Here is a 19,341-nt window from a genome sequence, read left to right as displayed (position 1 = left end):
GTCGGGGATCAAATTCAAACCCTGACCGTTCGTCACCTGTGCCAGCGGTGACACTCTTGGCCGCCGCGTCGCAGACCTGTTCCCACAAGTGCTACCGATTTGCTCACACGCAACGGGGGCACGGGTTTGGGGCCGTTGATGGCACTTTTAACCTCTTATCTCTGCGCGCCATATCTAGACGCATCGCGACGTCGTTTTCAGGAGTTATTGAACGCGCATTCAATTTAGGCATGGCAATTGCTCTGTCATTACAAAGCCCGTCTCCCACGCGAGAACGATGGCAATAAAAAGAGCCTCCGCCTGAGGCCATCACCCGCTTTGTGTGAGGAGATACCGCGATGACGACGTTCAACTCCGGGGCCCAACCCCAGAACCGTGCGCCTCAATCCATCGGCTTTCTGCTGCTGGACAATTTCACGCTGATTTCTCTGGCCTCCGCAGTAGAACCCCTGCGCATGGCCAACCAATTGTCCGGTCGCGAGCTGTACCGCTGGACCACGCTCACCGTCGATGGCGGTCAGGTCTGGGCCAGTGACGGCCTGCAGATCACCCCCGACGCCTCCATGCACAAAGCACCACCCATGGACACCGTCATTGTCTGCGGCGGCATCGGCATTCAGCGCACCGTAACCCGTGAGCATGTGTCGTGGCTGCAAAGCCAGGCGCGTCAGTCCCGTCGTCTCGGAGCGGTCTGCACCGGCAGCTGGGCCCTGGCGTGCGCCGGCCTGCTGGACGGTTTCGATTGCAGCGTGCACTGGGAATGTCTGGCCGCTATGCAGGAAGCTTTCCCGCGGGTGGCCATGAGTACCCGTCTGTTCACCCTCGACCGTAACCGGTTCACCAGCTCCGGCGGCACCGCGCCGCTGGACATGATGCTGCACCTGATCAGCCGTGATCACGGTCGTGAGCTGTCGGCCGCGATTTCGGAGATGTTCGTCTACGAGCGCATCCGCAACGAGCAGGATCACCAGCGCGTGCCGCTCAAGCACATGCTCGGCACCAACCAGCCGAAACTGCAGGAAATCGTGGCGCTGATGGAGGCTAACCTCGAAGAGCCGATCGACCTCGATGAACTGGCGGTTTATGTCGCCGTTTCGCGTCGTCAGCTGGAGCGGCTGTTCCAGAAATACCTGCACTGCTCGCCGTCGCGTTACTACCTGAAACTGCGCCTGATCCGTGCTCGGCAACTGCTCAAGCAAACGCCGATGTCGATCATCGAAGTGGCGTCGGTGTGCGGGTTCGTGTCCACGCCGCACTTCTCCAAGTGCTACCGCGAATACTTCGGCATTCCACCGCGTGACGAGCGCGTAGGCTCCAATACCACGCAGCAAGTGGCGATGATGCCGCTGCCGCAAGCCTTGGTGCTGTCGCCGTTGTCCGGGCCGCTGTCGGCGTTGAGCCAGGCGCGTAATGAATCGACGTTTGCCAGCGTAAGGCTCTAAACCCGGCAAACTATTGTGGCGAGGGAGCTTGCTCCCGCTGGGCTGCGGAGCAGCCCCAAAACCGGTACATGCATTCTTCATTCACATGTACCGGTTTTGCGACCGCTTCGCGCTCGAGCGGGAGCAAGCTCCCTCGCGACAAAGTGTTCACACCCCGGAAATCAGGCGCTATGGCTCTGTTGGTATTGCGCCAATGCCGGTAACAGTTGCTTGTCAATGGCCTGACGCACGGCCGGCTGGATTGACGCGCTGCTGGTGTACATCTGCTTGACCATGGTCCGCAGTTCGATTGCCCGCTCGTTGTTCAAGCCCCGTACTGCGCATTCGCAGGCTTGCTCGGCGGTTGCGCCGGGGGGCACTGAAAACCCCAACGCTTTCAGCTGGCTCAACAGGTCTTCCTGGTCTATCAAATCGGCGTACATCATGACGCAATCCTTCTTCAGGGAACGGTGTCGTGGTTCGATTCTGGTAGGGGCTGTGGGTGTCGGCAAGGACGATTTGTCGCAATGGCCGCAATACCTATGAACAGGTCGCTTTCGGCTAACTTGCGAAAGATGGGAGTAGGCACACTGGACTCAGCTGGCTCCACGAAGGTTTGGTCACCCTCGCGCAACAGCTCCTCAACAGTACCCTCCTCAGCTCCGATCTTGTCACGGCTTGATCGGGGTTTTTTTTGCCTGCGAATCCAGAATTTGTGTTGTTTGTGCGGACGCCATCGCGGCGGTGCGGCGATCCGACAAGCCACGCTCCCACAGGGGTCGTGAGTAACCTGTGGGAGCGTGGCTTGCCCGCGATGAACGATGACGCGGTCTAGCGTTGTAAAACGAGAATGCGCGACAGCAATTCATCCCGGTCGACATAGCAACCCTGGAAATGCCGGGCGCCGGTGGCGGGGTCGAAGGCGTTGCGGGCGTGGAGGGTGCGGCGGTTGTCGAAGCACCACAACTCGCCGGGGTTAAGCCGTGTCATCACCCGGAAACGCGCCTCGCGGGTCATCGCAATGAAGCGCCGGTAAGCGCGATACAGCCTGGGCATCTGCTCCACTGAAGCATCGAATGGCCCGCGCAGAAAGTTCGCCATGCGGATTTCCGACACTTGCCCGAATGCATCCAGCGCGATGATCGGCGCCAGGCAGCGGTAGTCGCTGTGGCGGTCCTTGTTGCGGAACTCCACGGGGGTTTCACACAAGGCTCGAAACGCCTCTGGGTCTTCCTGACGCAAAGCTTGGGCGATGGCAAAACCGTCGACGAAAATACTCTCGCCACCGTCGGCGTCATTCACCAGGCAATGCAGAAATTGCAGCCCCGGTTGCAACTCCCGGGTCGGCAAATCGCTGTGCAGTGGCAGGTTGAAGGCGGTGTAGGCATTGCTGTCGGCATCGGCCTTGGATTGCACGTTGAACAGCACGCCGAAATTGCTCTCGCGGATGAACGAAATCCGCTGGGCGATCAGCTTCAGCGAGCCTGGCTCGGTGGGTACTCCGCGCACTTGAGTCAGGCCGATATCGCGCACGGCCAGCAGCCATTGCAACAAAGCGTCGTTGTTCTCCATCAGGGCCTGGTATTCGAACACTGGCAGCTGCAAATCGCTATGCCAAAGCCTGGCTTTCGGTTTTCCGGCCTGGCGTTCGGCGCGGGATTCATCGTCATAGGCATGGGCCCGCAGCCAGCCCGGATCGAAGCGGCTGAGGTGGCCATCCTGCCAATCGACGCACAGGCAGCCTTCGGCATCGACGGTGGCGTTTTCAGGCATCAGGTGCTCTGCGACATCGACGATTTCCAGCACTTGCTCACGCGTCACCGTGTAGACGCACTGTGGGCACGGGCAGTTGTCCCGCAGCCATTGATGATGAAAAGGGCTGACCCGACCGTCCGCCCACTTCACTTGAATGCGGTCCTCCAGGGTGTGCACGGCGGTCAACGCGCTGATCAATGGATAGGTGCGGAAATCGGCAAAAGCGGCGGCGGTGTTCATGGCGGGCTCCTTGTTATTTTTCGGGGGGTAATGCGATCACTCGGCCGATCCAGGCGGGTGCAGGCAAGTCGGCTTGTTCGGCGGCAATGGCCTGCAGCTTGCTCAAGGTTTCTTCGCTGAATGGCGCGGATCGCGGCCCGGCGAGGTCGACGTGCAGCAGCATCTGTTCATTGCCCGCCAGCTCCTTGTCACCGCCCACCAGATGCAGGCTGTGGTAGAGGTGCAGGCGTTTGCGGTCGTGGCCGATGATCTGCGTATGCACTTCGACGTCGGCATCGAGTTTCACTTCGTGCAGGTAATTGAGGTGCAGTTCGAGGGTAAACAGCGAGTGGCCGCTAGCCTCGCGGTTGTTGCTGTCCATACCCAGCCGATCCATCAACGCGTCAGTGGCGTAGCTGAAAATCAGCAGGTAGAAGGCATCGCGCAGATGGCCGTTGTAGTCGACCCAATCGGGGATGATTCTGGTTTGGTAGGTGGTGAGGGTGGGCATGGTGGAACTCCACAGATAATCGCTGGTGTACACATGTGTGGCGAGGGAGCTTGCTCCCGCTGGACTGCGAAGCAGTCCCAAAACCGGTGGATGCGAGGTATCAGTCAAATCGCGTTTGCTGGTTTTACGACCGCTTCGCGGCCGAGCGGGAGCAAGCTCCCTCGCCACAGGGTGTGTGTTTATTCGCTGAAGGCCATCCCATGCTTCTCTTTGGTGGTTTTCACCGCCTCCAGCACCGCCAGCAAGCAATCGTCACGATAGCGTTCCAGTGCCGAGATGCTGTGTGTGCCCAACTGATCGCTGGTGCCATCCACCACATCGTCAATCAACTTGTCGGTCAGCTCCGGTGCCGGCAGGTACGTCCAGGGCAGCTGCAATGCTGGTCCGAACTGCGCCATGAAGTGCCGCATCCCGGCATCGCCGCCCGCCAGGGTGTAAGTCAGGAAGGTGCCCATGAACGACCAGCGCAGACCCGCGCCAAAACGAATCGCATCGTCAATTTCACCCGTGGTCGCCACGCCGTCGTTGACCAGGTGCAGCGCCTCACGCCACAAGGCTTCGAGCAAACGGTCGGCGATAAATCCCGGTACTTCCTTGCGCACATGCAGCGGGCGCATCCCCAGGGATTCATAGACTTTCATCGCCGCTTGCACCGCTTCTGGCGCGGTGTTCTTGCCGCCGACCACTTCCACCAATGGCAGCAGATAAACCGGGTTGAACGGGTGCCCGACCACACAGCGTTCCGGGTGCGTCGAACTCTCGTAAAACTCGCTCGGCAACAGTCCCGAGGTGCTGGAACCGATCAACGCATTGGGCTTGGCCGCCGCGCTGATTTTGCTGTGCAGTTCCAGTTTCAGGTCCAGGCGCTCAGGGGCGCTTTCCTGAATGAAATCCGCGTCGCGAACACATTCTTCGATGGTGGCGACAAAGCGCAGCCGATCCTGCGATGCGCCGGGTGCCAGGCCTTGTTTTTCCAGCGCGCCCCAGGCATTGGCGACACGTTTGCGCAGCGCCGCTTCGGCACCGGGTGCCGGATCCCAGGCCACCACATCGAGGCCGTGGGCGAGGGCGCGGGACACCCAGCCGCTGCCGATGACACCGCTGCCCAGTGCTGCGAAGGTTTTGATATCAGTGATAAAGCTCATGGCGACTTCCTGAATTGGGCTCAAAAAAATGTGGGAGCGAACCTGCTCGCGATGACGCCGGTACAACCGATGCGTTATCTGCGGCAGGACAACCGTCATCGCGAGCAAACTCGCTCCCACAGGGGGAAAGGGTGATTTGTTTCAACCGCGCTTGGTCAGGCCCATTTTTGCCCGGCCTTCTGCCGGGGTCAGAACGCGGGCGCCGAGGCGGCTGAGGATTTCCGAGGCGCGTTCGACCAGTTGGCCGTTGGTCGCCAGTACGCCCTTGTCCAGCCACAGGTTGTCTTCCAGGCCGACCCGCACGTTGCCACCGAGCAGCACCGCTTGCGCCGCCATCGGCATCTGCATGCGCCCGATGCCGAACGCCGCCCAGACCGCATTGGCCGGCAGGTTGTCGACCATGGCTTTCATGGTGGTGGTATCCGCTGGCGCACCCCACGGGATGCCCAGGCACAGCTGGAACAACGGGTTATCCAGCAGACCTTCCTTGATCATCTGCTTGGCGAACCACAGGTGACCGGTGTCGAAAATTTCCAGCTCAGGCTTGACGCCCAGCTCTTGAATTCGCTTCGCGCCGGCCCGGAGTTGCGCCGGGGTGGAGACGTAAATGGTGTCGCCGTCGCCGAAGTTCAGGGTGCCGCAATCCAGGGTGCAGATTTCTGGCAGCAATTCTTCAACGTGGGCCAGACGGGTCAGTGGGCCGACCAGATCGGTGTTCGGGCCGAATTCCATCGGGTTCTCGCCTGCGCCGATTTCCAGATCGCCGCCCATGCCGGCAGTGAGGTTGACGATGATGTCGACGTCCGCCTCGCGGATGCGCTCCATCACTTCGCGGTACAGCGCCACGTCACGGCTGAACTTGCCGGTTTGTGGATCGCGAACGTGGCAGTGGACCACGGTAGCGCCCGCCTTGGCGGCTTCCACGGCGGCTGCAGCGATTTGTTTCGGGGTGACCGGCACGTGTGGGCTCTTGGCGGTCGTGTCGCCAGCACCGGTGAGTGCGCAGGTGATGATGACGTCGTGGTTCATGAGGCGGTTTCCTTCAGGCTTGAGTTTTTTGGCGGAGCTTGGGCGTGGCTATTCCGCTCGCAGCCCGCATCGGGCTGCGAGTCGGTGGTTCATTTCGGTTCTATTTACTGGTCAGCTTCAGGTTTTCAGCGGCCGGCTTGCCATCGAATGTGGTCACGCCTTCAAGCCAGCGTTGCTTGTCTTGCGGGTGATCCTGGAGCCACTGTTTGGCCGATTCGAAAGCGTCCTTGTGATCCAGCAGCGGCTGCATCATCCGGCTCTCGTCTTCGGCGGTGAACGTCAGGTTGCTCAGCAAGCGACCGACGTTCGGGCATTGCTGCGCGTAGTTCGGCGAGGTGACGGTCCAGACCGTGGCCATGCCTTCGTTCGGGCCGAGGGCGTCGTCGCTGCCGGTGAGGTAGGTCATCTTCACGTTGACGTTCATCGGGTGCGGCGCCCAGCCGAAGAACACCACGGCTTCCTTGCGGCGTACCGCGCGATCTACTGCCGCCAGCATGCCGGCTTCGCTGGACTCGACCAGCTGGAACTTGCCGAGGCCGAACTGGTTCTTGGCGATCATCGCCTTGATCTGGGTGTTGGCGCCCGAGCCAGGTTCGATGCCGTAAATCTTGCCGCCCAGTTCTTTTTCAAACTTGGCGATGTCGGCGAAAGTTTTCAGGCCCTTGTCGGCAAGGTAAGTCGGTACTGCCAGGGTGGCGCGGGCGTCCTTGAGGCTTGGCGCTTCAAGCACTTTGACCTGCTTGGCATCGACAAACGGCGTGATGGTCTGGGTCATCAGCGGGTTCCAGTAGCCCAGGAACAAATCCAGGCGCTGGTCGCGAATGCCGGCAAAGACGATTTGCTGGGAGGCGCTGGTTTGTTTGGTGCTGTAGCCGAGGCCGTCGAGCAGGACCTGGGTCATGGCGCTGGTGGCGATCACGTCGGTCCAGTTCACTACGCCCATGCGCACGTTCTGGCACGACGCGGGTTCGGCTGCCATGACACTGGCGCTCAAGAAAGCGGTACCGCTGAGTGCAAGAACACAGCTGCTGATCAGTCGTTTCATGTCGGGGTTCCTCGGCAGGTCGTTTATTGTGGGTTCCGGTGTCTGATGCGCCGGTGATGCCAAGTTACGCAGCAAAGCCCCCGTGAAAGCGCACTGCGGCGACCAGCTCTTGCACTGCGGCGACCTGCGCACTTGAATGCTGCTGGCAAGTGGCGTATCAACGTCCACACGCTTCCCGCCCTCTCGTTGCCTGCCAGTCGAGTGCGCTCCATGTCCCAGGATTTCTACTTCTTGTTGAAGCCGGGTTTTTCGGCGATCGGTTTTATCTCTGCAATCGAGCCGCTGCGGGTCGCCAATCGCTTTCGCGGCGAGTTGTACCGCTGGCATGTGTTGAGCGCCGATGGCGGGGCGGTTTTGGCCAGTAACGGCATGTCGGTCAACGCCGATGCGGCGCTGGAGCCGCTGAAGAAAGGCGCAACCCTGTTGGTGGTCGCCGGTTTCGAACCGCTGAAGTTCGCCACCCCGGCCCTGGAGCATTGGTTACGTCGGCTGGACAACGAAGGCGTAACCCTCGGCGCCATCGACACCGGCAGTTTCATCCTCGCCGAAGCCGGCCTGCTCGACGGCCATCGCCTGACCCTGCACTGGGAAGCGATCGACGCCTTCAAGGAATCTTATCCACAGCTGAGCGTCACCCAGGAGCTGTTCGAGATCGACCGACGGCGTATCACCTCCGCCGGCGGCACCGCCTCGATCGACCTGATGCTTGACCTCATCGGTCAGGCTCATGGTCCGGAACTGGCGATTCAGGTCAGCGAACAATTCGTACTCGGGCGCATTCGCCCGCGCAAAGACCACCAACGCATGGAAGTCGCCACGCGATATGGCATCAGCAACAAGAAACTGGTGCATGTCATTGGGGAGATGGAACAGCACAGCGAACCGCCGCTCAGCACTTTGGAGCTGGCGGAATCGATCAAAGTGACCCGGCGTCAGCTAGAGCGCCTGTTTCGCCTGCACCTGCACGACACGCCGAGCAATTTCTATCTGCGATTAAGGCTGGAGAAGGCGCGGCAGCTGCTGCGCCAGACGGACATGAGTGTGCTGGAGGTGAGTATCGCCTGCGGGTTTGAATCGCCGTCGTATTTCACCCGCAGTTATCGGGCGAGGTTTGAGCGGTGCCCGCGGGAGGATCGCCGACAAAGCCAGAAGGCCTGAAACCGACCTCCTAGGGGATTTATGTCGTTACTTCTTCATCAGCGCCGAGCAGGCCGCTTTGTAGGCCTCGTGCTGATACTTGTTCAGCGTGGCCGGCAGTTCAAAGTCGAACTTTTTGTTCTGCGCATTGATGGTTTGCGGCGACAGCAGCGTTACCTCGCAATTTTCCAGTAACTGGAAAACCCCTTCGATCTTGAACGTGGTCGGCCCACCGGCGAACTCACCTTTCTTGCTGCGCTTTTTGATCGCGATGCGGTCGATTGAATTCTCACGAATAAACGACGCCACCTGAGCGGCAAAGACTTTGACGTTGGCGGCTTCGTCGTCATCGTCGAGGGCGATTTTCTTGGTGGCCAGCGCGACGTGTGTCAGCCCCTGATCGTCGAGGGAGGCCACGGCAAGGATTGCTTCGCTGCCTTTGATTTCGATACCGCAGATTTTCATTTCAATCCCTTTTCCGATGTTGGCGTGCAGCTTACAGCTCTAGTTGATTGGCGGTGATGCCAAAAGCCGCGGCGATTTTCTCACGCGTGGCCTTGCGGGGCTTGGCAACCGTTTCCTGCTGGGCAAAGGCTGGTTGGGAGATGCCCATGCGTCTGGCCACTTCATCCTGCGTAAGGTTCAGGTGTTCACGCCAGGCACGAACAGGGGGTGCGCCATCGACGATGTGGCTGACTACTTCGTGTGGGATCAAATGATTCTCCATTTTTATGTTTTTATTCCTGCCCAATCGACTCCAAAAACTCCGACCGCTCGTCACTCATCCGTGCCACGCAATCATTTTGCGCAATGTTGAACGCCTTGCTGCCGCTCGTCGCCGGGAACGCTTCCACTGCGCAATCGGCATCCCGGGTCTTCAGCCATTGTTGTTGCGCAGTTTTGATTTTTGCGGTGATGTCGGCCAGTTGCGCCTTGTTGCTGCCATAGCGCGTTTGCATGCGTTCGTTCAGGCCTTGGTAGTTGTCGCTCAGTAGCTGTTCGGCGGTGTTTCTGCTGTAAGCCGAGCATTCCAGGGTCTGGACTTCGTTTTCGACGGCGTCACAGGGGTTGTCGTCGGCCCCTTCGGCCGCCTGTACGCCGGTCGCTATCAGTGCCAAAGCCAAGAAGATGGATTTCATTGCGTCGCCGCCCTTAATTCAGTGAAACATTCGGTGATGCGACGAATTCTGGCCCATGCGAACGGGCTTGAACAGGTAGGCAATCATGTCGGTTGGCGACCCTTTGTCGCGGATTGACGCTTTCGGCAATTCCCCTGTCGTTTTTGCACCCGGCTGCACCGTCCCTCAGGCATATGCTGGCCCCAAAGCGCCGGCACACGATTCGGCGCATGAATCGTTAATAGGGGACTGCCTGATGAGCCCAGCCGAATTACACGCCGACAGCATCGTTATCGACGGCCTGATTATTGCCAAGTGGAACCGTGAGCTGTTCGAAGACATGCGCAAGGGCGGTCTGACCGCGGCCAACTGCACCGTGTCGGTGTGGGAGGGCTTCCAGGCCACCGTCAACAACATCGCCGCCAGTCAGAAGCTGATTCGCGAGAACAGCGACCTGGTGATCCCGGTGCGCACTACCGCCGACATCCGCAAAGCCAAGGAGCAGGGCAAGACCGGCATCCTGTTCGGCTTCCAGAACGCTCACGCCTTCGAAGACCAGATCGGCTATGTCGAGGTTTTCAAGCAGCTGGGCGTCGGTATTGTGCAGATGTGCTACAACACCCAGAACCTGGTCGGTACCGGTTGCTATGAGCGCGATGGCGGCCTGTCGGGTTTCGGTCGTGAAATCGTTGCCGAGATGAACCGCGTCGGTGTCATGTGCGACCTGTCCCACGTCGGCTCGAAGACCTCCGAAGAAGTCATCCTCGAATCCAAGAAGCCGGTCTGCTACTCCCATTGCCTGCCGTCGGGCCTGAAAGTGCACCCGCGCAACAAGTCCGATGAAGAACTGAAGTTCATCGCCGATCACGGCGGTTTCGTCGGCGTGACCATGTTCGCGCCGTTCCTGGCCAAGGGTATCGATTCGACCATCGACGATTACGCCGAAGCCATCGAATACACCATGAACATCGTCGGCGAAGACGCCATCGGCATCGGCACCGACTTCACCCAGGGCCATGGCCAGGACTTCTTCGAATACCTGACCCATGACAAGGGCTACGCCCGCCGTCTGACCAGCTTCGGCAAGATCATCAACCCGCTGGGCATCCGCACCGTGGGCGAGTTCCCGAACCTGACCGAAACCCTGCTCAAGCGCGGCCATTCCGAGCGCGTGGTGCGCAAGATCATGGGCGAAAACTGGGTCAACGTTTTGAAAGACGTTTGGGGCGAATAAGCCGCCGCATCTGAAGAATCCTTTCCCCCGGCCGTCCGTGCCGGGGGCAACACAACGAATTTTCTGGAGTTAAGTTTCCATGGCCAAGATCGCCCCGCAATTGCCAATCGAAGTCGACAGCGAAACCGGTGTCTGGACCTCCGACGCCCTGCCGATGCTGTATGTGCCGCGTCACTTCTTCGTCAACAACCACATGGGCATCGAGGAAGTGCTGGGCGCCGACGCCTACGCCGAAATCCTCTACAAGGCCGGCTACAAGTCCGCTTGGCACTGGTGTGAAAAAGAAGCTGAATGCCATGGCCTGGAAGGCGTCGCGGTGTTCGAGCACTACATGAAGCGCCTGTCGCAGCGCGGCTGGGGTCTGTTCAAGATCCAGGACATCGACCTCGACAAAGGCACCGCCAGCGTCAAGCTCGAACACTCCGCATTCGTCTACGTGTACGGCAAGGTCGGGCGCAAGGTCGACTACATGTTCACTGGCTGGTTCGCCGGCGCCATGGACCAGATCCTGGCTGCTCGCGGCAGCAAGATCCGCACCGTCGCCGAACAAGTTTACGGTGGCTCCGAAGAAGGCCACGACGACGGTTTGTTCACCGTCAAGCCGTTGTAAGTCGAGGAACCCGCCATGGCTTTCGAAGCAATGTTCCAGCCGATCCAGATCGGCAAACTGACCATCCGCAACCGCGTGCTCAGCACCGCGCACGCTGAGGTCTACGCCACCGACGGCGGCATGACCACCGATCGGTACGTCAAGTATTACGAAGAGAAAGCCAAGGGCGGGATCGGCCTGGCGATTTGCGGCGGTTCCTCCAGCGTGGCCATCGACAGCCCGCAAGGCTGGTGGAAGTCGGTCAACCTGGCCGACGACCGGATTATTCCGCACTTCCAGAATCTGGCCGATGCCATGCACAAGCATGGCGCCAAGATCATGATCCAGATTACCCACATGGGTCGCCGCTCCCGCTGGGACGGTGAGCATTGGCCAACCCTGCTGTCGCCGTCGGGCATCCGCGAGCCGGTGCACCGCGCGACCTGCAAAACCATCGAGCCGGAAGAAATCTGGCGGGTGATCGGCAACTACGCCAGCGCCGCAGCACGGGCCAAGGCCGGTGGCCTGGATGGCGTCGAGCTGTCTGCCGTGCACCAGCACATGATCGACCAGTTCTGGAGCCCGCGAGTCAACAAGCGTACCGACGAATGGGGCGGCAGCTTCGAGAACCGCATGCGTTTCGGCCTGGAAGTGATCAAGGCTGTGCGCAAGGAAGTCGGTCCGGACTTCTGCGTTGGTATCCGTATCTGTGGTGACGAATTCCACCCTGATGGCCTGAGCCATGAGGACATGAAGCAGATCGCCAAGTACTACGACGACACCGGCATGATCGACTTCATCGGTGTCGTGGGCTCGGGTTGCGACACTCACAACACCCTGGCCAACGTTATTCCGAACATGAGTTATCCACCGGAGCCGTTCCTGCACCTGGCCGCCGGTATCAAGGAAGTGGTGAAGGCTCCTGTGCTGCACGCGCAGAACATCAAGGACCCGAACCAGGCAACCCGTATTCTGGAAGGCGGTTACGTCGACATGGTCGGCATGACCCGCGCTCACATCGCCGACCCGCACCTGATCGCCAAGATCAAGATGGGCCAGGTCGACCAGATCAAACAGTGCGTGGGCGCCAACTACTGCATCGACCGTCAGTACCAGGGCCTGGACGTCTTGTGCATCCAGAACGCCGCGACCTCCCGTGAATACATGGGCGTGCCGCACATCATCGAGAAATCCACCGGGCCGAAGCGCAAAGTCGTGATCGTCGGTGCCGGCCCTGCGGGGATGGAAGCTGCTCGTGTATCCGCTGAACGTGGCCACGACGTGACCCTGTTCGAGAAGAAAGAATTCATCGGCGGGCAGATCACCACCGCCTCGAAAGCCCCGCAACGGGACCAGATCGCCGGTATCACCCGTTGGTTCCAGCTGGAACTGGCGCGTTTGAAAGTCGACCTGCGCCTGGGCGTGGCGGCGGATGCGGCGACCATTCTCGACCTGCGTCCGGACGTCGTGGTGCTCGCCGTTGGTGGCCATCCGTTCCTGGAGCAGAACGAGCACTGGGGTGCGGCTGAAGGCCTGGTGGTCAGCAGCTGGGACATCCTCGACGGCAAAGTGGCGCCGGGCAAGAACGTGCTGGTCTACGACACCATTTGCGAGTTCACCGGGATGTCGACAGCCGACTTCCTCGCCGACAAAGGCAGCCAGGTCGAGATCGTCACTGACGACATCAAGCCGGGCGTGGCCATCGGCGGTACGTCGTTCCCGACTTACTACCGCAGCATGTACCCGAAAGAAGTGATCATGACCGGCGACATGATGCTGGAAAAGGTCTATCGCGAAGGCGACAAGCTGGTGGCGGTGCTGGAAAACGAATACACCGGCGCCAAAGAGGAGCGGGTGGTTGACCAGGTGGTCGTCGAGAACGGCGTGCGTCCGGACGAAGAAATCTACTACGCCATGAAGGAAGGCTCGCGCAACAAAGGCCAGATGGACATCGAAGCCCTGTTCGCGATCAAGCCACAACCTTCGCTGAGCCAGGCGGGCGACGGCTACTTGCTGTTCCGCATCGGTGACTGCGTGGCCCAGCGCAACACTCACGCGGCGATCTACGACGCGCTGCGGTTGTGCAAGGATTTCTAACGGATTTACCACCATCACCTGTGGCGAGGGAGCTTGCTCCCGCTGGGCTGCGAAGCAGCCCCAAAACCTGCAGTCGAGGTGTATCAGGTGTACACCTGAGACTGTTTTGGGAGCGCTTCGCACTCCAGCGGGAGCAAGCTCCCTCGCCACAAGTAGGTGCGTCGCTCTCATCGGCACGCACATGACCCCGAGGTCTTTGGGAGCTCCACCATGTTGAACACCCTTCTTCCAATCCTGTTGTTCGCTGCCCTGGGCCTGGCTGTCCTGGGCGCATTGCGGCGGGTGGCTATGTGGCGTCAGGGCCGGGCTTCGAAAGTCGACCTGATCGGCGGTCTGTTCGCCATGCCCAAGCGTTACATGGTCGATTTGCACCACGTCGTCGCGCGGGACAAATACATCGCCAATACTCACGTCGCCACGGCCGGTGGTGCGGTGGCGTCCATTGTGCTGGCGATTCTGGTTCACGGTTTCGGCCTGCATAACCGCATCCTCGGTTATGCACTGCTGTTGATGACGGCAGTGATGTTCGTCGGTGCGATCTTTGTCTTCCTGCGCCGCCGCAACCCACCGGCCCGCTTGTCCAAAGGTCCGTGGATGCGCCTGCCGAAAAGCCTGCTGGCGTTCTCGGCGTCGTTCTTCCTGTTGACCCTGCCGGTGGCGGGCATCCTTCCGGAAAACTTCGGTGGCTGGGTGCTGGCGGCGATTCTCGGCGTCGGTGTGCTGTGGGGCGTGTCGGAACTGTTCTTCGGCATGACCTGGGGCGGGCCGATGAAGCACGCCTTCGCCGGTGCCTTGCACCTGGCTTGGCACCGTCGCTCCGAACGGTTTGGCGGCGGTCGTTCCACTGGCTTGAAGCCGCTGGATCTGAACGACCCGACCGCGCCACTGGGCGTGGAAAAACCCAAGGATTTCACCTGGAACCAACTGCTCGGCTTCGACGCCTGCGTGCAGTGCGGTAAATGTGAAGCTGCGTGCCCGGCGTTCGCCGCCGGCCAGCCGCTGAACCCGAAAAAACTGATTCAGGACATGGTCGTCGGCCTGGCCGGTGGTACGGATGCCAAGTTTGCCGGCAGCCCTTACCCAGGCAAGCCGATCGGTGAGCACGCCGGTAATCCGCATCAACCGATCGTCAACGGTCTGGTGGACGCTGAAACCCTGTGGTCCTGCACCACCTGCCGCGCCTGCGTCGAGGAGTGCCCGATGATGATCGAGCACGTCGATGCCATCGTCGACATGCGCCGCCATCTGACCCTGGAAAAAGGCGCGACCCCGAACAAGGGCGCCGAGGTCCTGGAAAACCTGATCGCCACCGACAACCCTGGCGGCTTCGCGCCGGGCGGGCGGATGAACTGGGCGGCGGATCTGAACCTGAACCTGCTCAGCGAAAAGAAAACCACCGACGTGCTGTTCTGGGTCGGCGACGGTGCCTTCGACATGCGCAACCAGCGCACCTTGCGTGCCTTCGTCAAAGTGCTGAAAGCGGCCAAGGTCGACTTCGCAGTGCTGGGCCTAGAAGAGCGCGACAGCGGTGACGTGGCCCGGCGTCTGGGCGACGAAGCGACGTTCCAGTTGTTGGCCAAACGCAACATCCAGACCCTGGCCAAATACCGCTTCAACCGCATCGTCACCTGCGACCCGCACAGCTTCCATGTGCTGAAAAACGAATACGGCGCCTTCGATGGCAACTACCTCGTGCAGCACCACAGCACTTACATGGCGGAGATCATTGGCGAAGGCGCACTGAACCTCGGTCAGCACAAAGGCAACAGCGTGACTTATCACGACCCGTGCTACCTCGGTCGCTACAACGGCGAATACGAGGCGCCACGCGAAGTGCTGCGCGCCCTGGGCATCGAGATCAAGGAAATGCAACGCTCCGGTTTCCGTTCGCGCTGCTGCGGCGGCGGTGGCGGTGCGCCGATCACCGACATTCCGGGCAAGCAACGGATCCCTGACATGCGCATGGAAGACATCCGCGAAACCGGCGCCGAACTGGTGGCCGTGGGTTGTCCACAGTGCACCGCGATGCTTGAGGGCGTGGTCGAGCCACGGCCATTGATCAAGGACATCGCCGAACTGGTGGCTGATGCGCTGCTTGAAGACGCCGCGCCGGGAAAGCCTTCGGCACCGGCCAAACGTGAACCTGCGGAGGTGCATTGATGAGCGACATTATCCGCCGCGACCCTCGCGCTGAATGGATCGCCCGCAACCGTCTGCACCCGCTGCACGCGGCCATGCAACCGGTGCAACACAGCTGGATGGGGCCTAACGGCGTCATCCGCAAGAATCCCCACGGGATCGGTTTTATCGGTCCCAACGGGATCAAACGGATCGACCGCAGTGGCGCTCAGCAGGGCGGGGCAACTAAACGCTCGGCCGCGGTTGAAGTGCAATTGCCGCTGCATCAAGTGGCTGCACCCGCGTTCTACATCAGCGTGGTGCCGGACATGGTCGGCGGTCGCTTGAGCAGCCACGACCGCGATTTGCTCGGCCTGGCCCATCAGTTGGCCGGCAAGGACGGCGCGGTACTGGCGGTGGTCTTCGGTGAGCACAAGGAAAACGCCTTCACCACGGCTGGCGTTGACCGCTTGCTGGTACTGGAAGGCGACGAATTCAGCGGTTATGCACCGGAACAACGCGTCCAGGGCCTGCGGGCTGTGGATAACCAGTTCAGCCCGCGTCACTGGCTGCTGCCGGACAGCCGCAGTGGTGGCGGCGAACTGGGTCGACGCTTTGCTGCCGCACTGGGCGAACGTCCGGCCACACGGGTCTGGCAGGTCAAGGATCAGGAATGCATCGGCCGTGCCGGTGCCGGTTTGCAGGACCTTGCGCGGCCGGTGGCCCGCTTGATTCTGGCGGCTGCCGAATGCGCCGAACCGGTCAGCGAAACCCGCCATGAAGCGTTGCCGGTGGAGTTATCCACAACGGTCGCTCGCAGCCTGTCGCGGATAGAAGATCTGGGCGCGGTGGCGGTGGACCCGGCGGCGATTCCGATGGCCGAAGCCGAGTTCATCTTCTCTGGCGGCAACGGTGTCAAGGACTGGGGACTTTTCCACAGGACGGCCGAAGCGTTGGGCGCGACCGAAGGTGCGTCGCGGGTGGCGGTGGACGATGGTTTCATGGCGCGCGACCGTCAGGTCGGCGCGTCCGGCACCTGGGTAACCGCGCGGGTTTACGTGGCGGTGGGGATTTCCGGGGCGATCCAGCACCTGCAAGGCATCGGTGCCTGCGACAAGGTGGTGGCGATCAACCTCGATCCGGGTTGCGACATGATCAAACGGGCCGACCTGTCGGTGATCGGCGAGAGCGCCGAGATTCTTCAAGCCTTGATCGATGCGGTAGAGGCTTACCGCAACGACGCCAAGCGCGATGCGGCTTAAGGGAAGGAAAGGGTTATGAGCACGAAAATCATCAGCCTGGTGTCCATCGGCGCCCACCCGACCTCCGGCCGGCCACGCCGCGCCGAGCAGGACGCGCGGGCCGTTGAACTGGGTCTGCAATTGGCTGGGGATAACCTGCAAGTGCTGCACGCCGGCGACGTTGCGGAACCGGCGCTGCGTGCCTATCTGGGCATGGGCCTGGAACAGTTGCATGTGCTGGAACAACCGGTCGGCGCAGATGCGCTGCCAGCGTTGACCGACTATTTGCGTGACGCCGGGGCGCAGGTGGTGTTGACCGGCAGCCAGGCGGAAACCGGTGAAGGCTCGGGCATGTTGCCGTTCCTGCTGGCCGAAAGCCTCGGCTGGCCGCTGGTGGTGGGTTTGGCGCAAGTCGAATCCATCGACGGTGGTTCGGCGCTGGTTCTGCAGGCCTTGCCGCGCGGTCAGCGCCGTCGCTTGAAAGTGCGCCTGCCGTTTCTGGCGACTGTGGATAACGCAGCGCCCAAGCCTCGGCAAAGTGCCTACGGTCCGGCGCGACGCGGGGTATTGCAGGCAGATGAAGTTGAAGTGGTCGACGATGAACTGCTGGCAGTGGCCACGCTGCAACCGGCCAAGCCACGACCCAAGCGCCTGAAAGTGATCAAGGCCAAGAGCGGTGCTGACCGCATGAAGGCCGCGACGGCCAAGGCCAGTGGCGGCGGTGGGCAAGTGCTCAAGGGCGTGACCGCGCAGGCGGGCGCCGAAGCCATCCTCAAGTTGCTGATTGAAGAAGGCGTGGTCCGTCAGGGTTGATCCACAGCGACAACCGGCCATAAAACCGTTGGCCTGGCCGGTTGTTACGTATCAACCTGCACGCTAAGCAGGTCGCTCGTATTCTGGGGAGTTACATCAATGGAAGTTGAATTTCGTCCGGCTCTGCGCACGGATGCGCGCGAGATTGCCCGTTTGTTCCAGATTTCGTCAGAGGGGGCTTCGGATTACATCTGGAGCCAGCTGGCGGAGCCCGGGCAGGATCTGCTGGAAGTGGGGGCCATTCGTTACGCCCGTGAAGATGTCGATTTCTCCTATCAGAACTGCGTTATCGCGCAGGCACAGGGGCGGGTCATCGGCATGATGCACAGTTACGTGACGCGTCACGATCCGTTGGCAGCTCCCGTAACTGATCCGGTCCTGGCGCCTTACGCCGACATGGAAGTCCCCGATACCCTCTATATTTCAAGCCTGGCCCTGCATGAAGGGTGGCGCAACAAGGGGCTTGGTGTGCGCTTTCTCGAGCATGCTCAACAGCGCGCCGATCAACTGGAACTCAACGGCCTGAGCCTGATCGACTATGCAGCGAATACCGGGGCCCGGCGTTTTTATGAGCGCCATGGTTTTGGGATCGTCAAAACCTGTCAGGTTGTTCCCCATCCGATGATTCGGGTTACGGGCGAGGCGTATCTCATGTATCGGCCTTAAGGGCCCGGTTTTGATTGTGTAGTGTACATATCCGTTTCTGCGGTAACGGCGACTTATGGTTTCGCTCTTACAGCGAGTCACTTTCGAAAAGCGCGAAAGTAACCAAAGCGCTTTTGCCCCGCCATTCGGTGCCTCGCCTAGGCTCGGCATGCCCTCACTCCGGCATTGCTCCGGGGGCCCGCCGCCATCGGCCATCCATGGCCGGGGGCGGCTACCGCGGCATCCCTGCCGCGGTGCCCCCTGCGCAACGCCTGCGTTCGGCCTCTGGGAAAGGGGCGTTCAGATCAAGATCAAAAACCAAAGCAAAGCAAAAGCAAAAGCAAAAGCAAGATCAAAAGATCGCAGCCTTCGGCAGATTCTATAGGGGACACGTTCACTTGAAGTCAGGCCGGCCGGTAGGCCGCCTCGCTTTTGCTTTTGCGGTGCACGCCCCCTCGTGAGGCCGAGTGGAGGTTCTGCGCAGTGGGCAACCCGGCATGGATGCCGGGTTAGCCGCCCCCGGCCATGGATGGCCGATGGCGGCGGGCCCACGGAGCAGGACCGGAGCGAGGGTATGCCGAGCCTAGGCGAGGCACCGAACGAAAGGGGCAAGAGCCCTTTGGTTACTTTGGGGCTTTTCCAAAGTGACTCGCTGTAAGAGCGAAACCGCCAGCCGTCGTTACCGCAGAAATGGATATGTACTCCCGATACCGTAGATGCGGGGCAAGTATCTGGGTTACCCACAATCCCTGTTAGCGCTTCTGTGGATAACATGTTCGCCCCTCGCTACACCCCATGCCAATCAAGCCCTGCAGCCCTCCGTACAAAAAACAACCAGCCTAACCCACGGTTTTTTCGGGCTTTTTCCACAGAGTAACGTCGCTCACTGGCCGACACTTGCCCCCAATCTCTGTTGGCGCTTCTGTGGATAAGATGTTCGCTGTCCGCTACAGGCCATACAGATCGCGGCTTTCAGTGGGTTGATCAAATATTGTTCAACTCGGCGTTTTCCTCCGCTAATCGTCCCGTAAACCCGGAATACTCGCGGGTTTCAGCGGTTTTCCACAGAGACCGCAAAGTTGCCCCCAAAGTCTGTTGGTGCTTCTGTGGATAAGGTGTTCGCCATCCCCTGCACGCTATGTAAAACGTGGCCTGCAAGCTTCTGATTAAAAAACAACCAGTGCCTGGCTAAAACCCTGCTTCTGGATAAGTCACGGTTTTTCT

17 protein-coding genes and 1 pseudogene are annotated in these 19,341 nt (G+C 60.6%); 9 read left to right on the top strand and 9 right to left on the bottom strand.

The annotated features are described in order from the left end of the window. Positions 1 to 338: 338 nt before the first annotated feature. Positions 339 to 1,442, top strand: a complete 1,104-nt coding sequence (locus FFH90_RS28435) for a GlxA family transcriptional regulator (RefSeq protein WP_007975492.1) — start codon at positions 339 to 341, stop codon at positions 1,440 to 1,442. A 161-nt stretch (positions 1,443 to 1,603) separates the two neighbouring features. On the opposite strand, the gene FFH90_RS28430 is transcribed toward FFH90_RS28435, so the two are convergent. From FFH90_RS28430 to FFH90_RS28400, 6 genes are all read right to left on the bottom strand, one after another. Beyond that, complete coding sequence (locus FFH90_RS28430) at positions 1,604 to 1,867, bottom strand: hypothetical protein (protein ID WP_018928775.1); 264 nt, start codon at positions 1,865 to 1,867, stop codon at positions 1,604 to 1,606. Positions 1,868 to 2,252: 385 nt separating this feature from the next. Further along, positions 2,253 to 3,416: a gamma-butyrobetaine dioxygenase gene (locus FFH90_RS28420; protein WP_138866425.1), complete on the bottom strand. Its 1,164-nt coding sequence runs from the start codon at positions 3,414 to 3,416 to the stop codon at positions 2,253 to 2,255. 13 nt (positions 3,417 to 3,429) lie between these two features. Then, a complete protein-coding gene (locus FFH90_RS28415) occupies positions 3,430 to 3,906 on the bottom strand; it encodes a thioesterase family protein (RefSeq protein ID WP_138866424.1) in 477 nt (158 codons plus the stop codon). Between the two features lie 179 nt (positions 3,907 to 4,085). After that, positions 4,086 to 5,051 carry an L-carnitine dehydrogenase gene (locus tag FFH90_RS28410; protein WP_018928778.1) on the bottom strand — a complete coding sequence of 322 codons (966 nt, stop codon included), beginning with the start codon at positions 5,049 to 5,051 and terminating at the stop codon, positions 4,086 to 4,088. 141 nt (positions 5,052 to 5,192) lie between these two features. Beyond that, positions 5,193 to 6,080 (bottom strand): 3-keto-5-aminohexanoate cleavage protein, encoded by an 888-nt coding sequence (locus FFH90_RS28405; protein WP_019580671.1) that lies wholly within the window; start codon positions 6,078 to 6,080, stop codon positions 5,193 to 5,195. A gap of 100 nt (positions 6,081 to 6,180) precedes the next feature. Beyond that, positions 6,181 to 7,125, bottom strand: a complete 945-nt coding sequence (locus FFH90_RS28400; RefSeq protein ID WP_138866423.1) for a choline ABC transporter substrate-binding protein — start codon at positions 7,123 to 7,125, stop codon at positions 6,181 to 6,183. Between the two features lie 210 nt (positions 7,126 to 7,335). On the opposite strand from FFH90_RS28400, the gene FFH90_RS28395 reads away from it, so the two are divergent. Then, on the top strand, positions 7,336 to 8,283 hold the full coding sequence (locus tag FFH90_RS28395) for a GlxA family transcriptional regulator (protein WP_138866422.1): 948 nt from the start codon (positions 7,336 to 7,338) through the stop codon (positions 8,281 to 8,283). A 27-nt stretch (positions 8,284 to 8,310) separates the two neighbouring features. On the opposite strand, the gene FFH90_RS28390 is transcribed toward FFH90_RS28395, so the two are convergent. From FFH90_RS28390 to FFH90_RS28380, 3 genes and pseudogenes are all read right to left on the bottom strand, one after another. Continuing rightward, on the bottom strand, positions 8,311 to 8,727 hold the full coding sequence (locus FFH90_RS28390; RefSeq protein ID WP_019580672.1) for a DUF3010 family protein: 417 nt from the start codon (positions 8,725 to 8,727) through the stop codon (positions 8,311 to 8,313). Positions 8,728 to 8,758: 31 nt separating this feature from the next. Next, positions 8,759 to 8,992 (bottom strand): annotated as a pseudogene (locus FFH90_RS28385) (helix-turn-helix domain-containing protein); the annotation flags it as partial. A 7-nt stretch (positions 8,993 to 8,999) separates the two neighbouring features. Then, positions 9,000 to 9,401 (bottom strand): lysozyme inhibitor LprI family protein, encoded by a 402-nt coding sequence (locus FFH90_RS28380; RefSeq protein ID WP_018928783.1) that lies wholly within the window; start codon positions 9,399 to 9,401, stop codon positions 9,000 to 9,002. Between the two features lie 235 nt (positions 9,402 to 9,636). Between FFH90_RS28380 and FFH90_RS28370 the strand changes: the two genes are divergently transcribed. From FFH90_RS28370 to FFH90_RS28340, 7 genes are all read left to right on the top strand, one after another. Beyond that, a complete protein-coding gene (locus FFH90_RS28370) occupies positions 9,637 to 10,614 on the top strand; it encodes a dipeptidase (protein WP_007907542.1) in 978 nt (325 codons plus the stop codon). A gap of 79 nt (positions 10,615 to 10,693) precedes the next feature. After that, complete coding sequence (locus tag FFH90_RS28365) at positions 10,694 to 11,224, top strand: DUF5943 domain-containing protein (RefSeq protein ID WP_007926354.1); 531 nt, start codon at positions 10,694 to 10,696, stop codon at positions 11,222 to 11,224. A 15-nt stretch (positions 11,225 to 11,239) separates the two neighbouring features. Continuing rightward, positions 11,240 to 13,300, top strand: a complete 2,061-nt coding sequence (gene dgcA, locus FFH90_RS28360; RefSeq protein WP_007938000.1) for a dimethylglycine demethylation protein DgcA — start codon at positions 11,240 to 11,242, stop codon at positions 13,298 to 13,300. 210 nt (positions 13,301 to 13,510) lie between these two features. Further along, positions 13,511 to 15,460: a dimethylglycine demethylation protein DgcB gene (dgcB, locus tag FFH90_RS28355; protein ID WP_018928784.1), complete on the top strand. Its 1,950-nt coding sequence runs from the start codon at positions 13,511 to 13,513 to the stop codon at positions 15,458 to 15,460. Beyond that, positions 15,460 to 16,680 carry an electron transfer flavoprotein subunit alpha/FixB family protein gene (locus tag FFH90_RS28350; RefSeq protein WP_138866420.1) on the top strand — a complete coding sequence of 407 codons (1,221 nt, stop codon included), beginning with the start codon at positions 15,460 to 15,462 and terminating at the stop codon, positions 16,678 to 16,680. The genes dgcB and FFH90_RS28350 overlap by 1 nt, the downstream gene beginning before the upstream one ends. Before the next feature lie 15 nt (positions 16,681 to 16,695). Beyond that, positions 16,696 to 17,472 carry an electron transfer flavoprotein subunit beta gene (locus FFH90_RS28345; protein ID WP_018928786.1) on the top strand — a complete coding sequence of 259 codons (777 nt, stop codon included), beginning with the start codon at positions 16,696 to 16,698 and terminating at the stop codon, positions 17,470 to 17,472. Positions 17,473 to 17,571: 99 nt separating this feature from the next. Then, the gene (locus tag FFH90_RS28340; RefSeq protein ID WP_138866419.1) at positions 17,572 to 18,138 is read left to right on the top strand and encodes a GNAT family N-acetyltransferase; all 567 of its coding nucleotides are present in this window, start codon (positions 17,572 to 17,574) and stop codon (positions 18,136 to 18,138) included. Positions 18,139 to 19,341: the final 1,203 nt, after the last annotated feature.

This window comes from Pseudomonas sp. ATCC 43928, assembly GCF_005938665.2.
Taxonomy (GTDB): domain Bacteria; phylum Pseudomonadota; class Gammaproteobacteria; order Pseudomonadales; family Pseudomonadaceae; genus Aquipseudomonas.
This window is presented reverse-complemented; position numbering and strand designations above follow the sequence as displayed.